Here is a 15,640-nt window from a genome sequence, read left to right as displayed (position 1 = left end):
CGCGATGCCGTTGCCGAAGCTGAAGGAGATCGAGGGCTCAGCCGAACTCGAGCAGATGATCGAGAAGGCGCGCGAGGCGAGCGACATGCTCAAGGCGCTGTCCCACGAGTCCCGATTGCTGCTGCTCTGCATCCTCGCCGAGGGTGAGAAATCCGTGACCGAGCTCGAGCAATTCCTGGGCGAGCGGCAATCGACGGTCTCGCAGCAGCTGGCGCGGTTACGGCTCGATCGGCTGGTGACGACCCGCCGTGACGGCAAGACGATCTACTACAGCCTCGCCAACGAGGACGTCCGCAAGATTCTCACCGCCGTTTACGACGTGTTCTGCGAGCCGGTGCGCCGGCGCCGCCGGTAGTTCTCCGCGCTGGCTTTTCGCGCCCCACCGGCGCAGATTACCCGCGGCCAGAACCAAGAAGAAGCGGGAGGAATGCTGAGCCCTTCGACCATCGCGTTTGCATGCGGGCTTGCCGCCGGCGCCGTGCTCGGCATTGCCGGCCGCGCCGGACGCTTCTGCACGCTGGCGATGCTCGAGGACGCGTTCTTCGGATCGGATTATCGCAGGCTGAAATCCTTCGCGCTGGCCGCGGCGGTCGCCCTGCTCGCGACCCAGGCGCTTGCCGAGTTCGGCATCGTCGATCTGTCGCGGTCGATCTACCTCACGGCGTCGATCGGCCTTGGCGGGGCCATCCTTGGCGGGCTGATGTTCGGCGTCGGCATGGCCCTGGTCGGCACTTGCGGGTTCGGCACGCTGGTGCGCGTCGGCGGAGGCGATCTGCGTGCCATCGTGGTGTTTCTCGTGCTCGGCCTTTCGGCGCTCGCGACCATGCGCGGTATTACCGGTGTGCTGCGGCTGATGCTGATCGAACCGTTGTCGGTGCGGCTGCCCGAGGGGAGCACCCAGACCTTGACGTCGCTGCTCGGCGCCGACGGCATGATGCGCGCGGTCCTCGTCGTGGCCATTGCCACCGCGCTCGCCTTCTGGGCCCTTGCGGACGGCAGGCTGATCCGGTCGCCGCGGCTGCTGGCCGCTGGTCTTGCCGTGGGCGCGGCGATCGCGTTCGGCTGGTTTGCGACTGGATGGATTGCCGACGACGAGTTCGACGCGGTGCGGGTCTCCTCGCTCACCTTCGTGGCTCCGCTCGGCGATGCCATTCTCTATATTGCCACCTTTTCCGGTGCGCGGCTGAATTTCGGCATCGGCTCCGTCGTCGGCGTCGTCGCAGGCTCGTTTGCCGCGGCGATGCTCGCGCGCGGCTTTCGTTGGGAGGCCTGCGACGACGCCCGCGAGCTGAAGCGGCACATGACCGGCGCGCTCCTGATGGGCATCGGAGGGGTCATGTCGATGGGATGCACGATCGGCCAGGGATTGACCGCATTCTCGACGCTCTCTCTTTCAGCGCCTATCACCATGTTGGCAATTGCCTGCGGAGCTCGACTCGGGCTCGAGTTCACGATGACCGGCGAATGGTTGCCAGCAGTGCGCAAGCTATTCGGCACGTAGCTGAGGAAGGCCTCGGGAAACCAGTAACGCAGCCGGATTGTTCAATTTCATTTTGGCTGACGAAGCTCAGAGTGCAGCTGATGCCGGCGGGAGTGCCGCCTTACATTGAGCGCAGCCCAAGCGACACGCGTGCCGGTTACATGAGGCGGCGGAGATCCTCGGAACCGTCGGTGCCTCGCGCCGGGGCACGAATCGATGGAACCCAAGCGCCGTTTCTCGAGAGCCGAGCGGAACGGCATGTCTGCCGCAGCAAGGCTGTCCGCACCTGTGCATGCGGCCGTCTCCGGAACATCCTAGTGAGCTCCCCGCATATCCGCCTCGATTCCCAGAGGCGCACGTTCGTCGAAGCGTGACCGATAGGCCTGAAGGTTCTCCATCACACGCTGCACGTAGATGCGCGTCTCGGTGAAAGGGATACGCTCGACCCAATCGATGACGTCAACGGTCGGATCTCGGGGATCGCCGTAGCGTGCGATCCATTGCTTGACCCGCCCACGCCCGGCGTTGTAGCCGACCAGAACGAGGACGTGGTTCCCATCATAGGTCTTGAGAAGATCTGCGAGTTCGGCGGATCCGAGTTGTACATTGTAGGCTGGATCGCTTCGCAGCCGCCCGGGCTCAAATGCGATACCCAGCCGGCGGGCGATCGTTTGGCCTGTTGCGGGTGTCACCTGCATCAATCCCGAGGCTTTTGCCGGCGATTGCGCGCCCTTGTCGAAGGCGCTTTCCGCCCGCGCCACAGCGTAGACGAGACTTGCAGCCGCCTTCGGGCCGACCGAGGCATAGTTGGGCAGGCCGAAATTGGGAAACGCGTACAGATCCAGCGGAAACCCACGCGCAAGGGCGCCCTTGCCGACCGCAAGGGTAGCGCGCGCATCCCGCCTCTTGGCGACGGCTTCGGCGATGACCGTCAGCAGTCCAATGTCGGCCGTACGGCCAAGGTCGGCGACGAACGGGATCACCAGATCGCTGTTGCCAGTCGCGTAGAGCAGTTCGACTGCGCGAACAAGATCGCGTTTGGACAGGTTTGCGCGCTCTCTAGGACCGAGGCTTGGCGGTCGCGGCAATGAAACGTCGCGCCGGCCCAATCGGGCGCTTGCCAGCTGCCCGTAATATGCTGCGGTGCGTCTCGATGCGGCGGCATAGTGGCCGCGCGCCTTCTCCCGATCACCGCCCGCCTCTGCAGCACGTCCGAGCCAGTACGCTGCGCGTGCGAGCGAGGTTGGATGGGTCGTCATCCTCGCGATACGCGCGAAATGCTGTGTGGCCAGATGGGGGTTATTCAGAAATCGCAGCGCGATCCATCCCGCAGTGAATGTCTGGTCGACGCGAAGACTCTCCCTGGAGGGGGAGGCCGCATCGCGGGCGATTCGGTAGGCTATCTGCGCCTTGCCGTCATCGAGCAGTCGACGCACCAGGATGCGGCGCTCGACCCACCATGCATCGGCATGGTCGGAAACGGATGCGCGAAGCTTGGCGGAAAGCAGCAGTTGCGCGGCCTCCGCAATGCGGTCCTTGCGGCGAAGCCACTGGATACGAGTGAAGAGGTAAGCAGGCTCAGCGCCTGCAGCCGATGCTACCGCGTCGAGCAAGGCACCGCTGGTGCTGGCATTTTGGATGACGGCTGCCCGCGCTTTCACGATCGCTCGGTCGGTTGCGCTGAGGCGCTTCGCCGCACGCAGGGATCCCGTGATGTCGTCCGCATACAGACGTGATTCCATGCGAGCCCGGTGATCGGCAGCCGAGAGCAGGTGTCCGAAGCGCGCCAGCACTTGCGCCTCGGACTGCGCGGAGAGGCGGCCGTTGTGCCAGGCGGAACGGACGTATTTTCGGGCTGCGGCTTGATCGCCGCGCTCCGACAACGCTCGCGCAAGCGCGAGCTTGCCCAAGGCCCCCAAGGGTTTCCGCTCGGAGAAGAACATGAGCACGGTTCCGGGCTCGTGCGGCTCGAACCAGAGCCTGGCTTCTGCGCGTCGCCGAAAACGATCGAGGCTGGGCCACGATGGATTGGCGCGGACGAACGAGGCGTAGCGTTGAAAGTCGATCCCATCATCATCGGAACGCAGGATCACCCACTCCGCCAGTCTACGGCTCGCGCGGTCACGAATTGCCCCGCTGCGTTCGATCGCCAATCCCGTCTTCCCGCGACGGGCAAGACGGATCGTCTCTTTCAAGTTGCCGAACGCAGTAACCGACCGTGCCTCCGTCTCCTGGTGAACGAAGCGCGTATCGGGAGAATGGTCCTGCGACGTCGCGGCGGGAGGCAAGGGGAGCGCCGCCTTCCTCGATGATAGCAATCGGCCAATCACATCGGAAGCATCGGACGTCGAGGCGCTCTGACGTGGCAAGGACCTCCCTCGCCGTGCTGGAGACGGTTCGGTCCGCGCGAACGGCACGTGCTCTGAGCTTGAGGTACGAGAGTCGGACTGTGGATCCGCTAACGGTTTATGTCCGTGCGCTTCGGAGGCGAAGACAACCACCGAACCGGCAGCCAATAGCATCATGTGGACAAGCAGCGGGATATAGATGACCCGATTGCGCGACATCGGCGGCATAAGCTTCTTCCTGGGCGGTGAGGAGCCGAGACGATCGAGTGCAACGACGAACGACGGCAGAAACTGGGCGAGCCGGGAGAGATGGTTAACTACGCCGCACGAAGCGAGCATCTCTCTTGATTCGATCTCGCGCTTGGTCCTCTACCGTACAAATCTCGGGCGCAAATCTCCCTTCCGACGATGTATGCAACGGCTCGCGCAGGCGTCGAGGAGCTGCGGGCGTTCTTGCGTCTGAAGTGCGGACGTCCTCTCGCTCACCGCGCGCGTCGCACTATCATCAGGAGAGGGTTTGGTTTCGAGGGTGTTGGGACGATCAGATACGGAGAATTGGAGCATTTGGAAGCAGCTGTCGTTGCAGAGATTGATGAGCGCAGCAGCGACGGCGATCTTGCTCGGAAGCCTGGTCGGCTCGGCGTCTGGTTCCGAGCGCGTCCAACGGAGCGGCCTTCCGATACCCCGTTTTGCCTCCGTCAAGAGCAAGCCGGCCAACGTTCGCGCTGGACCCGGTATCGATTATCCGCTGCGATGGACCTTCGTTCGCCGCCATCTTCCCGTGGAGATACTCGCGGAGTTCGGAAACTGGCGGCGCATCCGCGATGCCGATGGCGAAGAGGGATGGATGCTGGGCGCACTGTTGTCCGGCCGGAGGACCGCGTTGATTGCTCCCTGGTCGGCCGCAAAGCCGGTTCGTCTTCGAAAGCATCCGAAGCCAGACTCGGCGGTCAACGCCGTCGTTGAACCGCGCGTTCTCGTCATCGTAGATGCGTGCGCCGGCGTGTGGTGTCACGTTCGAGCAGAGACTTCCGCAGGCTACGTTCGGCAGACCAGACTGTGGGGCGTGTATCCCGACGAAGTGTATTGATGCGCGGAAGATCGTTTGACTGATCGGCGCAACGCAGCTCTGCGCGACGGTGCCGTTCATCTCGTATTCACCCGCTGACGCAACACTGAAGATGGGGCATCTTGTAAGGAAACTTTATGAAGAAACTCGCTCATGGTCTCGCCATTGCCGTCCTGCTCACTTTCGGAACACTCTCGGTTCCAGCCAACGCGGCGCCGGCGCGTCCGATTGCTCCTGCGGTAGCTTCCGAGCTGGTGCAAGCGCACTATCACCACCGCTATCACCGTCACCATCGATATCATTCTCGGAAGGTGTGCAAGCTGCGCACCGTCGTAAGACGCGGCCCTCACGGCCACCGCGTCGTGACCCGTGTGCGCGTTTGTCGATAAGCACCACGTCGATGGGCTGCTGCAAGCAGCAGCCCATTCCCTTTCTTCCGAAGCGCTTCGCGTAAGCCTCTGGTGGTCTAGTTGGCGCGGAAGCGTACCAAGAAACGCGCGTCGTCAGCGGATTTGCGGCAATTCGTCACTTGTCTTGCCGGCCAGAGCGCTTCATCAGCGCACAACGAATTGCTCTCCTGTTGAACGGATCGGTGCTGCTCGAATTCGGACTCAGGCTTGCATGGGAATGGAAAGGTTCCAGCTTCAACTCATCATCATCCTCATTGCGGCAATCGCGATGTGGTGGAGCAGCCATCCGTCGTCCCGCACCATCGAAGGCTGCGTTCAGAGAGGTTGCCTGGCTGACTATCGGAATGGATTCGATCCAACACTGATTTCCGAGATGAGCCCTTACATGCGCAGCGAGAAATGGTGAGAACCGGGATGGGATGCAGACGCTAGCGTTGTGCGCGGCTTTTAGGCAGGAGGGCATTCTCAACTCGGAGAGCGGTGCGACCTTTTTCGACGCCCGTCTTTGAACCGTTCAATCATGCCGTCGCGAAAAAACGAGTGGCGCTAGGGAGCCGCCGCCTCATCGAATACCCGGACCAACCTGCCTCTCGCCTAGAGGCGCACCCGTCGCGTGTTCATCGCTTGTCCAATACGGCCGAGAGCGCCGAACCATCGTTCAAGATCGAAAAAACCTCCCGGGAGGACAGATGCGCCGCAGCCTGATCGAAAGTCTCGCTGGCATCGACCTTGGCGCGCCCGACCGCCAGGTTTGTGTCGACGGTCTCGGGCCGGGCGGCGCGAGGAGGCGGCAGTTGCGCAACGTGGAAGGCCAGGAGTGCGGCATCTCCGCGCAGTTCCACGAGCGCGGGTTTGATCGCTAGATCGGCCGACGCGCTCAATTCGTTCGCTCGTCGCAACACCGCAGGCGGCTCCCGCTCTTCGGGCGTGACGAACAATTTGCCGGACGCGGGCCTGGCGCTCAGTGCGCCAATCGGAACTGCGAACAGCAGGCCAACGATGACAGGCGACATCCAGAGCAGAAGGGGGAGCGAAACGGCGTACGCGCTTGCCCCCATGACAACGCCGCACAATGTTGGAACGCCGTATTTGCGATAGAGCTCGCGGCGCTCCACGGTCCCGTCGTCGCGCCTTTGCGTCTGCCAGCCCGCATCGCGGCCAGCAAGAATTTCGACGACCGCGATCGACTGGAAGATCATCATCACCGGCGCCATCAACGCCGATACGACGATCTCTGCGAAAAGGCCGGCCGAGGCTCGCAATGCGCCGCCGAATTGGCGTCGTACCGAGCCCCGCATCCAAACAAGGATCAGGCTCAGCAGCTTCGGCAACAACAGCAGCCCCATCGTTGCAGCGAACACCCAGATGGCGAGCACGGGATCCTGGGCCGGCCAGCTCGGAAACAAAGAGAAGCCCTTGGGAAAATACTCCGGACGCACGAAGCGGGCCTGCAGCGAGATCAGCATCCCCAGCAGCAGGAACAGGAGCCACAGCGGAGCCGTCAGATATGCCCCTATGCCCACCACGAAATGCAGACGTGACACCCAGTGGAGCCCCCGCGCGGGCACCACTGCGAGATGCTGAAGATTGCCCTGGCACCAGCGTCGGTCGCGCGCGGCGAAATCAAGCAGCGAGGGCGGCACCTCTTCGTAACTGCCCCCGAGCGTCGGCAGCATGTAGATGCCCCACCCTGCCCGCCGCATCAGCGCGGCCTCGACGAAATCGTGGCTGAGGATGTGCCCGCCGAACGGCTTACGTCCGCGGAGTTGCGGCAGCGCTGCCGCTTCGGCAAACGCCTTCACCCGGATGATGGCATTGTGGCCCCAGTAATTGCCTTCCGAGCCGTGCCACCAGGCTACGCCCGCGGCGATCATCGGGCCGTACAGGCGGCCAGCGAATTGCTGGACCCGGCTGAACAGACTTCGCGCGTTGACGACCATGGGGAGCGTCTGAACGAGGCCGGCGCTCGGATTGCTCTCCATGGCATGGACCAATCTCACGATCGTCTGCCCGCTCATCAGACTGTCGGCGTCGAGCACGATCATGAAGTCGTAGACGCCGCCGAATCGCGTGATCCACTCGGAGATGTTCCCGGCTTTCCGTGCCGTATTGTCTGCTCGGTGGCGATAGTACAGCCGCGTTCCAACGGCCTGTCGCAACGCAAGCACCGCCTTTTCTTCGGCGACCCAGATGTCCGGATCGGTGCTGTCGCTCAGAACGTACCAGTCGAACAGCTTTCCGCGCGAGGTCGTCTCCAAGGATTCGATGATCGCCCGAAGCCGCGCCGTCAATCGGTGTGGGTCTTCGTTGTAGGTAGGAAGCAGCATGGCGGTGCGGCTTGCGATCGCAGGGAGCTCCCCGTCTGGTGCGAAGGCGCCCGGACGATGGACAAGCAGCACAAAGAAGCCGGCCATCGCGGAGGCGAACGAGAAGGCGACCCAGGCGAGCAGCACCAGGAACAGCGCCAGCACCATCGCTTCAAGGACGGTTACGCCACCGACCTGCAGCACGCGATACATCTCATACCCGCCGCCCCCCGTGAGCGCCGCCGTCGAGAGGAGGATGAGGCCGCGCCGCCAGGCCATTGCGGGGGTGACAGGCGCGGGAATCCGGTCGCGTACCCGGTTCTTTCCCAGGTCGCCGGGAGCCATCGGAAGGGGAGCTTCCGCCGGCAGCAGGCGCTGGGCCGCGATGTCTTCGGCGATCGGCCGCTGCGCGCGGCTCACGGGGCCCATCGGTAGACCCAGACTTCGGATAAGGGCTTGTCACCTGCGGTCAGAAAGGCCCGCAGCTCGATCGGCTCGGTCTTCACCTGGCATTGGAAGCTCAGCCGCCAACCACCGGTGTACGGATTGGGCTGCGTGACGATGTTCTTCACCTCGGTCTTTTCGGCCGTCACCACGCCTTTGACGCCAGCCGGATCGACGCCTTTCAGGTTGTCGCCCAGCAGATCAAGGACGAAGAGGCGCGCGTCCTCACCCCTGGCACCTATCCCGCTTCGCGTGAACCTGGCGAGCGAATGCGGCTTCGGACTATCCGGCCCCCAATGCAGCCGGTAGGTGTAGTTGTGTTCGCCCTTGGCCTGCAGCGGGCCCTTAGGCCGCCAGAATGCAGCGATGTTGTCGTGAACTTCCTCCTTGGTCGGGATCTCGAACAGCATGACCCCGCCCTCGCCCCAATCGCCGATCGGCTCCATCCAGAGACTTGGGCGTTTTTCGAAGCTGGACTCGATGTCCTGATAGACGGAGAAGTCTCTCTCCCGCTGCATCAAGCCGAACCCGCGCGGATTGAGATCCTGGAAAGTGCTGATCTGGAGGTCGCGGGGATTGCTGAGCGGCCGCCACAGGCTTTCGCCCTTTCCGTTGAAGATCGCAAGGCCATCGGAATCGTGGACGGACGGACGAAAATCATCGATGTCGTTGCGGTCGTTCGGACCATAGAAGAACATGCTCGTCATGGGCGCGAGCCCGGCCCGCTGCATTTCGACGCGCGGGTAGACCGACATTTCGACGTCGAAGACCGTCGTGTCCCCAGGTCGCACCGTGAACCGGTAGCTCGCTGCGCAGCTCTTGCTGTCGAGCAGAGCATGGATCACCAGCGAGGACGCACCAGGCGCCGGCCGCTCGAGCCAGAACGCCTTGAAGAGCGGAAATTCCTCGCCCTTGCTTTCGCCCGTATCGATCGAGAGCCCGCGGGCTGAAAGCCCGTACGTCTGCCCCTTGGCAACGGCGCGAAAATAGCTCGCGCCGAGGAAGGCGCAGACCTCGTCGTAATAGTCGGGGCGGTTCATGGGCGCGTGTATGCGAAAGCCGGCGAAGCCGAGATCGATGTCCTCGAACGCCGGAATCTTCTCGCCGAACGAGAAGTCTGTCTTGCGGTACTTGAGCTCGGTTGCCTTTCCGTCCACGACCTCGAAGATGTTCACTCTGTTCTTGTAGAAGAAGCCGCGATGGAAGAACTGCGCTTCGAATGGAAGATTCTTGCCGCGCCAGAGCGCGCGCTCGGGCAAGAAGCGGATCGAACGATACTTATCGTAGTCGAGATCCTTCAATGCGCTCGGGAGCTTCTCGTCCGGCGCCTCGTACGGTTTGCCCGCCAGCATCCGCGCCAAGTCCCTCACCGTGGACGGGCTGAACGCGTCGTCTGACGCCGCGGCGAAACGCCCGCGCGAGGCGAGCAGCAGCGCCGGCAGCAACGCCGACCCTCGAACAAGCTGGCGTCGATTCACGTGCTCTCCTACTCGCTCCTGCTGCCGCGGCCAAGCAACGACCGCGGCGCCCGCGAGTTCCACCGTCCGGCCATTACTGGTGCGAGGTGAAGTGCGCAGCGGCGATGGACCACAAAACGGACGGAACTTGAGAGCCGCCAGCTTCCTCCATCAGGTCGGAAAATCTGACCGCCCCCCGGAGAGCCCGGAGAGTCTTGGCTCCGAAACGCGCTGTTGACGACAGAGGCGCTTCGCGTGACGCGGCTACCGCGCGCTGTCAGATCGGCGGAATCCGCGCGCTAGATGCACGGGGGCAGCCCGCATCGAGATGAGTCTTCGTGGAAATCTTGTAGAAACCTCCTCTTCAGCCCCAGGCGCCGGGCGCCCAAATCGTTGAAGAGGATGGTGGGCACGACAGGGATCGAACCTGTGACCCCTACCATGTCAAGGTAGTGCTCTCCCGCTGAGCTACGTGCCCTAGAGGTCGTCTAAGATCGGGTGGGTCCCTATAACGGCTCAGGGGAGCCGGCGCAAGGACGGAAGGGGCCTGATTCAGGCCGCCAGCATCTTGTTCACTTCGCTGACCAGCTCGCGCAGATGCACCGGCTTGGACAGCACCTTGGCGTTCTTGGGGGCGTCCGAATCCGAATTCAGGGCGACCGCGGCGAAGCCGGTAATGAACATGATCTTGATGTCAGGGTCGAGTTCCGAAGCCCGGCGGGCGAGCTCGATGCCGTCCATCTCGGGCATCACGATGTCGGTCAGCAGCATCTCGAACGGCTCTTCTCGCAGCCGCTGATAGGCGGCCATGCCGTTATCATGGGACGAAACCTGAAAACCGGCGTTTTCCAGCGCCTTGACCAGGAAACGGCGCATGTCGTTGTCGTCTTCGGCGAGCAGGATCTTTGGCATGGCAGGAAATGTCGCATCCCCAGAGGATATCAGCAGAGATCACTAAGCCCGACAGAGGGTAAATTTGGGGTGAAAATCTTTACCCTGAGTCGGCTGCGCTGCCGCACTCTTCTGAACCGGAAAGCGGCTCGAATCAATCGAGCCGCCTTGGCCCATCCCGCCTCCCTGTCGGCACGGTTAAGAGGTGTTCCAACGCGCCGTCACATCTTTTCGCTTGGCAGAATGGTTGCGATTCCGGACAATGACGACACATAAGAGCCGCTCGATCGGCCGAACTCAATGCGAACTGGCTCCTGCCAGATCCCGGCCCGAGGGACGAAACCTGAGAAGATGACCCGGTTTGACGGCGAGACGTCGCCAGCCTTCGAGATCGTGGAGCCCGCGCAATGGCGCGCGCCCGTCATCTTCAACTCGCCCCATTCCGGCTCAACCTATCCGGACGAATTCCTGGCGGCCTCGCGAATCGACCTGCCGACGCTGCGGCGTTCGGAAGATTCGTTTATGGACGAGCTGATCGGCCATTTGAGCGAGCGAGGCTTTCCGACGGTGCGGGTCAACTTCCCCCGCTCCTATGTCGACGTCAATCGCGAGCCGTATGAGCTCGACCCACGCATGTTCACCGGCCGCCTGCCGAGCTTCGCCAACACCCGCTCGATGCGGGTCGCCGGCGGCCTCGGCACGATTCCGCGCGTGGTCGGCGATGGCCAGGAGATCTACCGCGACCGCATCCTGGTCGACGAAGCGCTGGGGCGGATCGAGACGCTCTACAAGCCCTACCATCGCGCGCTGCGCCGGTTGATCAACAAGGTTCATCAGATGTTCGGCACCGTGGTGCTGGTCGATTGCCACTCGATGCCCTCGGTCGGTGTCAGCAGAGACGAGCCGCGCCGTCCCGACGTCGTGATCGGCGACCGCTATGGCACGAGCTGTACGCCGCTGCTGCCCGATTGCGTCGAGGAGACCATGACCGGGCTCGGCTATTCGATCGGCCGCAACAAGCCCTATGCCGGCGGCTTCATCACCGAACATTACGGCAACCCCGCAAGCGGTCTGCACGCGGTGCAGCTCGAGCTTAATCGCGCGATCTACATGGATGAGCGGCGACGCGAGCGAAGCGCGCGCTTCGCGCAAGTGGCGTCCGATTTCGGTGTCCTCGCCGACGTGCTGGCGACCACGATCCCCTTCGCCGATCTCGGCCCGTTCCAAGCCGCGGCGGAATAGAGCAAGCTGCATTCGTATTGCCCATGCGAAGCGCGAACCCGCTTTCGCTTCGCAAGTTTCCGCGCACCGAATGAAACCGGAGCCCCAAGAAAAAAGGGCCGCTCGCGAATGACGCAAGCGGCCCAAGTCTAGGGAGGAAACGCCCAAGGAGGGCAGCGGTAACGCCAAGCGCTACCGCACCGCAACAATATGCGGCCGCGCCGCACAAAGTGCAAGGGCTTTTGAGCCGTTTCCCATGCAATTAGCACATGGCTCACTTGCTTCCTTGGAAACCCAGATTCAGTTTCTTTGATAAGGGAATTCAATGGGTTGATAGCCGTTTTGGGGGCGCGCGCCCCAACCTCGGAACTAAGCTTTCAACTCTATGATCGATTTTTGGCCCCGGGATGACCGAACGAGCAGTCGCTCCGGGCATCCAAAATACCAGGGAGCAAATCAAGACAGCGCTGCACGTCGGAGACGAATTGAGCTAGGCAGAAGGCGAGCTTCATCCAACTTTCGCTTCGAGGATTCCCGTGACGGTGATCGATTTCTCCGCCTTCATCGGACGGCTCGCCACCGCCTCCGGCGAAACCATCCTGCCGTTCTTCCGCACGTCGCTCTCGATCGATGACAAGAGCAAGACCAGGGATTTCGACCCGGTGACGGAGGCCGACCGCGCCGCGGAGGCGGTGATGCGCAGGCTGATCAAGGCAAGCTTCCCCCAGCACGGCATCGTGGGCGAGGAATTCGGCAACGAGCGCGAGGACGCAGACTATGTCTGGGTGCTCGACCCCATCGACGGCACCAAATCCTTCATCGGCGGCTTTCCGATCTGGGGCACGCTGATCGCGCTTTTGCACAAGGGCGCGCCGGTGTACGGCATGATGCATCAGCCCTTCATCGGCGAGCGCTTTTCCGGCGACAACGGTTCGGCCAACTACAAAGGTCCGTCCGGCGAGCGCCGGCTCCAGGTTCGCCGCTGCGCTTCGCTGTCTGAAGCAACGAGCTACACCACCAGCCCGCTGCTGATGAACGAGAGCGACCGCGCCGTGTTCGGCCGCATCGAGCGGGCTGCGCGGCTGTCGCGCTATGGCGGCGACTGCTACTCCTATTGCATGCTGGCGGCCGGCCACGTCGATCTCGTGGTCGAGACCGAGCTGAAACCCTACGACATTGCGGCCCTGATCCCGATCGTGACCGGCGCCGGCGGCGTCGTCACCACATGGGAAGGCGAGCCGGCCCAGGGCGGCGGCCGCATCATCGCGGCCGGCGATGCGCGGGTTCACGAAGAAGCGTTGAAGCTTTTGAACCAGTAGCGAGCGGTCGGAGGGCTTGCATGACCGACGCGGGAGCGGGAGACGGCGAAATAGGTGGTTCTTACCCTGCCTGGAGGGGGGCGCTTCGCCTTGAGCGAAGCGAGAGGTGAAGCGGGGTGGGGTGATCTCTCCACACAGGCAGTGCCTCAATGGAGAGACTGTCAGCCCACCCCGCTCACGCTTCGCACGATGGCCCCTCCCCCTCCAGGGGAGGGTAAGGGTTCGCTCACACCGCCTCTGCCCGCAAATGCTCCACCAGCATCTTGGCCGGCTTTGGCAGCGCCTTGAAGCTCCGCGCACAGATCACGAGTCGACGGTTGGCGAACGCATCGCGCAGGCGGACCATGGCGAGCGGCATGGTCCTGGCGCAGCGACGGGCGGCAGCTTCCGGCACCAGAGCAACGCCGACATCGGCGGCAACCATCTGGCAGATCGCGTCGAAGTCGCGCAGGCGGGCGCGGACATGCAGTCGCATACCGAGCCGCGCCGCGTGCCTCGAGATGTGCATCTGGAGCGCGGTGGCGCTTGTCAGGCCGACAAAGTCGCAGGCTCCCGCCTCCTGAAAGTCGATCCGGCGGCGGTCGGCGAAGGGGCCGCGCTTCGACGTCACCAGCGTCAGGCGGTCCTCGCTGAAGACGAAGCGCTCGATATGATCGGGCAGCGCGTGCTCGGCGGCGAAGCCGAGATCGGCCGCACCGGCGGTGACCGCCGCCGCAATGTCGGTGCTCTCGCGCTCCTCGATGTCGACGGCGATGTCGCGATGCGCGCGCAGGAAGCCGGCGAGCGCCTTCGGCAGATGCTCCGACAGCCCCGACGTGTTGGCGAGGAAATGCACGCTGGCACGCATACCAGAGGCAAATCCGGCGAGATCGCCGCGCATGGCGTCGATCTGGTGGATGACGAGCCTGGCATGATCGAGCAGGCTCTCGCCGGCGGCGGTCAACTCCACGCCGCGGCGCCCGCGCTTGAGCAGCGCGACGCCGAGCGCATCCTCGAGACCCTTGATGCGCGCGCTGGCCGAGGCCAGCGCCAGGTGCGAGCGCTCCGCGCCGCGGGTGATGCTGCGCTGGTCGGCGACCGCGATGAAGAGCTGGAGATCGACGAGGTCGAAGCGCATAAGAGGTCTTTCATGCCTTCGTTTGCAGCGAAGGCTCTCTCCGTAACCTCCAGATTGTGCCGGCGCGCAGCTTCCGTCAATGTGCTGAGATGATCGACCCGCTCCTCATCCTGATCGCCGCCGTCTTCCTGCTGGCGGGATTCGTCAAGGGCGTCATCGGCCTCGGCCTGCCGACGGTGTCCATGGGCCTGCTCGCGGTGAGCATGGCCCCCAGCCGCGCCATTGCGATCGTGATCGTGCCTGCCATCGTCACCAACATCTGGCAGACCTTCGTCGGTCCTTACCTGCGGGACATCCTGAGGCGGCTATGGCCGCTGATGATCGGCACTGTGGTCGGCTGCTGGCTCAATGCCGGCGCACTGACCGGCCCGCATGCGCGCTACGGCACGATCGTGCTCGGCATTCTGCTCGTCATCTACGCGGTGATCGGCCTGAACAAATTCCATTTCCACGTTTCACCGCGGAACGAGAAATGGGTCGGCGGGGTGGTCGGCGTTATCACCGGCGTGATCTCGGCCTCGACAGGCGTGCAGGTGATCCCCTCAATGCCCTTCATGCAGGCGATCGGCATGGAAAAGGACGAGCTGGTGCAGGCGCTCGGCGTGTTCTTCACGACGGCAACGCTGGCGCTCGCCTTCAACCTTACGGCCGTTGGCTTGCTGACGCCCGCCAATGCCCTGCCGGGTGCCGTTGGCCTCGCCATGGCCTTTGCCGGCATGTTCCTCGGCCAATCGGTGCGGGCGCGGATGCCGGCAGAAGCGTTCCGCCGCTGGTTCCTGATCGCGATGATTCTGCTCGGCCTCTATCTTGCGGGCAGCGCGCTGGCGCAGGAGTTCGCCTGAGAGCCCGGAATTCGATCCAGGTGTGACGCCCGATTCACCTCCTCCCCCTGGGACAGGTGAGCTCACCGCGCCTCCAGCATGGCGACGCGGATTCCGAGATAGATGAACAGCCCACCGAGAGCGCGATTGACCCAGGCGATCGCGCCCTCGGACTGCCGCAGCCGGTGGGCGGCCCTGGCCGCAGAGGCGGCGAGCACCAGACACCAGAGCGTGCCCGTGAAGATGAAAATCAGGCCGAGCGTCAGGAAGGCGAGCGGCTTGTGCGGCGCATCGGCTGCGACGAATTGTGGCAGGAAGGCCAGGAAGAACAGCGCGACCTTGGGATTGAGCGCGTTGGTGAAGACGCCCTGGAGGAAGACCCGGCGCAACGAGCTCCGCACCGGCTCGTCCACGGCCGAAACGAGGGCCGGTCGCGACCACAGCATCTGGAGGCCGGTGACGACGAGATAGGCCGCGCCGACCAGCTTCAGGATCGAGAAGGCGGTCGACGAGGCCATCAGCAGCGCGGAAAGCCCGATCGCCGCGCCCGCGACATGGACAAAGCAGCCGCAACTGATGCCCAAGGCAGCAGCGGCGCCGCCCCGCCAGCCCATCTGCATGCTGCGGCCGATCACATAAACCGAATCCGGCCCCGGCGTGATGTTGAGCAGCACGCCCGAGAGGACGAAAAGCCCGATTTCGTGAATGCCCAGCATGCGCCACCCTCCGCCACCCGCCCGGGCGTGTTGGTTCCACT

At 63.6% G+C, this 15,640-nt stretch carries 12 protein-coding genes and 1 tRNA gene; 6 read left to right on the top strand and 7 right to left on the bottom strand.

All coding sequences use genetic code 11. The features are described 5' to 3' along the window. Positions 1-4 precede the first annotated feature (4 nt). The gene (locus ASG57_RS21210) at positions 5-355 is read left to right on the top strand and encodes an ArsR/SmtB family transcription factor (RefSeq protein ID WP_024337386.1); all 351 of its coding nucleotides are present in this window, start codon (positions 5-7) and stop codon (positions 353-355) included. A 72-nt stretch (positions 356-427) separates the two neighbouring features. Further along, complete coding sequence (locus ASG57_RS21205) at positions 428-1,501, top strand: YeeE/YedE family protein (protein ID WP_057197323.1); 1,074 nt, start codon at positions 428-430, stop codon at positions 1,499-1,501. Between the two features lie 293 nt (positions 1,502-1,794). Here the strand turns inward: ASG57_RS21205 and ASG57_RS21200 are convergent, their stop codons facing one another. After that, complete coding sequence (locus ASG57_RS21200) at positions 1,795-4,167, bottom strand: lytic transglycosylase domain-containing protein (RefSeq protein ID WP_230646533.1); 2,373 nt, start codon at positions 4,165-4,167, stop codon at positions 1,795-1,797. Positions 4,168-4,420: 253 nt separating this feature from the next. Here ASG57_RS21200 and ASG57_RS40075 point away from each other — a divergent pair, with 253 nt between their 5' ends. Further along, the gene (locus ASG57_RS40075) at positions 4,421-4,918 is read left to right on the top strand and encodes an SH3 domain-containing protein (protein WP_051160635.1); all 498 of its coding nucleotides are present in this window, start codon (positions 4,421-4,423) and stop codon (positions 4,916-4,918) included. 1,006 nt (positions 4,919-5,924) lie between these two features. Here the strand turns inward: ASG57_RS40075 and mdoH are convergent. From mdoH to cpdR, 4 genes are all read right to left on the bottom strand, one after another. Continuing rightward, a complete protein-coding gene (mdoH, locus tag ASG57_RS21185; protein ID WP_057197319.1) occupies positions 5,925-8,042 on the bottom strand; it encodes a glucans biosynthesis glucosyltransferase MdoH in 2,118 nt (705 codons plus the stop codon). After that, complete coding sequence (locus tag ASG57_RS21180) at positions 8,030-9,535, bottom strand: glucan biosynthesis protein G (protein WP_057197318.1); 1,506 nt, start codon at positions 9,533-9,535, stop codon at positions 8,030-8,032. The genes mdoH and ASG57_RS21180 overlap by 13 nt, the downstream gene beginning before the upstream one ends. A 382-nt stretch (positions 9,536-9,917) precedes the next feature. Continuing rightward, positions 9,918-9,992: transfer RNA gene (locus tag ASG57_RS21175), tRNA-Val, on the bottom strand. A gap of 74 nt (positions 9,993-10,066) precedes the next feature. Next, a complete protein-coding gene (gene cpdR, locus ASG57_RS21170) occupies positions 10,067-10,426 on the bottom strand; it encodes a cell cycle two-component system response regulator CpdR (protein ID WP_007597092.1) in 360 nt (119 codons plus the stop codon). A gap of 330 nt (positions 10,427-10,756) precedes the next feature. On the opposite strand from cpdR, the gene ASG57_RS21165 reads away from it, so the two are divergent. Beyond that, positions 10,757-11,647 (top strand): N-formylglutamate amidohydrolase, encoded by an 891-nt coding sequence (locus ASG57_RS21165; RefSeq protein WP_057197316.1) that lies wholly within the window; start codon positions 10,757-10,759, stop codon positions 11,645-11,647. 515 nt (positions 11,648-12,162) lie between these two features. Beyond that, positions 12,163-12,945, top strand: coding sequence for a histidinol-phosphatase (gene hisN / locus ASG57_RS21160; RefSeq protein WP_057197314.1), 783 nt, complete (start codon positions 12,163-12,165; stop codon positions 12,943-12,945). Between the two features lie 226 nt (positions 12,946-13,171). Here the strand turns inward: hisN and ASG57_RS21155 are convergent, their stop codons facing one another. Next, positions 13,172-14,062 (bottom strand): LysR substrate-binding domain-containing protein, encoded by an 891-nt coding sequence (locus tag ASG57_RS21155; RefSeq protein ID WP_057197312.1) that lies wholly within the window; start codon positions 14,060-14,062, stop codon positions 13,172-13,174. 89 nt (positions 14,063-14,151) lie between these two features. Between ASG57_RS21155 and ASG57_RS21150 the strand changes: the two genes are divergently transcribed. Continuing rightward, positions 14,152-14,904, top strand: a complete 753-nt coding sequence (locus tag ASG57_RS21150) for a sulfite exporter TauE/SafE family protein (protein ID WP_024337376.1) — start codon at positions 14,152-14,154, stop codon at positions 14,902-14,904. A gap of 62 nt (positions 14,905-14,966) precedes the next feature. Here ASG57_RS21150 and ASG57_RS21145 read toward each other — a convergent pair whose 3' ends face one another. Then, complete coding sequence (locus tag ASG57_RS21145) at positions 14,967-15,599, bottom strand: LysE family translocator (RefSeq protein WP_024337375.1); 633 nt, start codon at positions 15,597-15,599, stop codon at positions 14,967-14,969. Positions 15,600-15,640: the final 41 nt, after the last annotated feature.

The sequence above is a fragment of the Bradyrhizobium sp. Leaf396 genome (genome assembly GCF_001424605.1).
Classification (GTDB): domain Bacteria; phylum Pseudomonadota; class Alphaproteobacteria; order Rhizobiales; family Xanthobacteraceae; genus Bradyrhizobium; species Bradyrhizobium japonicum_C.
This window is presented reverse-complemented; position numbering and strand designations above follow the sequence as displayed.

What these genes read in the sequence shown, in the direction of transcription:
- ASG57_RS21205 (WP_057197323.1), top strand. Translation starts at nt 428, where the DNA reads ATGCTGAGCCCTTCGACCATCGCGTTTGCATGCGGGCTTGCCGCCGGC.
- ASG57_RS21155 (WP_057197312.1), bottom strand. Translation starts at nt 14,062, where the DNA reads ATGCGCTTCGACCTCGTCGATCTCCAGCTCTTCATCGCGGTCGCCGAC.
- ASG57_RS40075 (WP_051160635.1), top strand. Translation starts at nt 4,421, where the DNA reads ATGAGCGCAGCAGCGACGGCGATCTTGCTCGGAAGCCTGGTCGGCTCG.
- ASG57_RS21200 (WP_230646533.1), bottom strand. Translation starts at nt 4,167, where the DNA reads ATGCTCGCTTCGTGCGGCGTAGTTAACCATCTCTCCCGGCTCGCCCAG.
- mdoH (WP_057197319.1), bottom strand. Translation starts at nt 8,042, where the DNA reads ATGGGCCCCGTGAGCCGCGCGCAGCGGCCGATCGCCGAAGACATCGCG.
- ASG57_RS21145 (WP_024337375.1), bottom strand. Translation starts at nt 15,599, where the DNA reads ATGCTGGGCATTCACGAAATCGGGCTTTTCGTCCTCTCGGGCGTGCTG.
- ASG57_RS21165 (WP_057197316.1), top strand. Translation starts at nt 10,757, where the DNA reads ATGACCCGGTTTGACGGCGAGACGTCGCCAGCCTTCGAGATCGTGGAG.
- ASG57_RS21150 (WP_024337376.1), top strand. Translation starts at nt 14,152, where the DNA reads ATGATCGACCCGCTCCTCATCCTGATCGCCGCCGTCTTCCTGCTGGCG.
- ASG57_RS21210 (WP_024337386.1), top strand. Translation starts at nt 5, where the DNA reads ATGCCGTTGCCGAAGCTGAAGGAGATCGAGGGCTCAGCCGAACTCGAG.
- cpdR (WP_007597092.1), bottom strand. Translation starts at nt 10,426, where the DNA reads ATGCCAAAGATCCTGCTCGCCGAAGACGACAACGACATGCGCCGTTTC.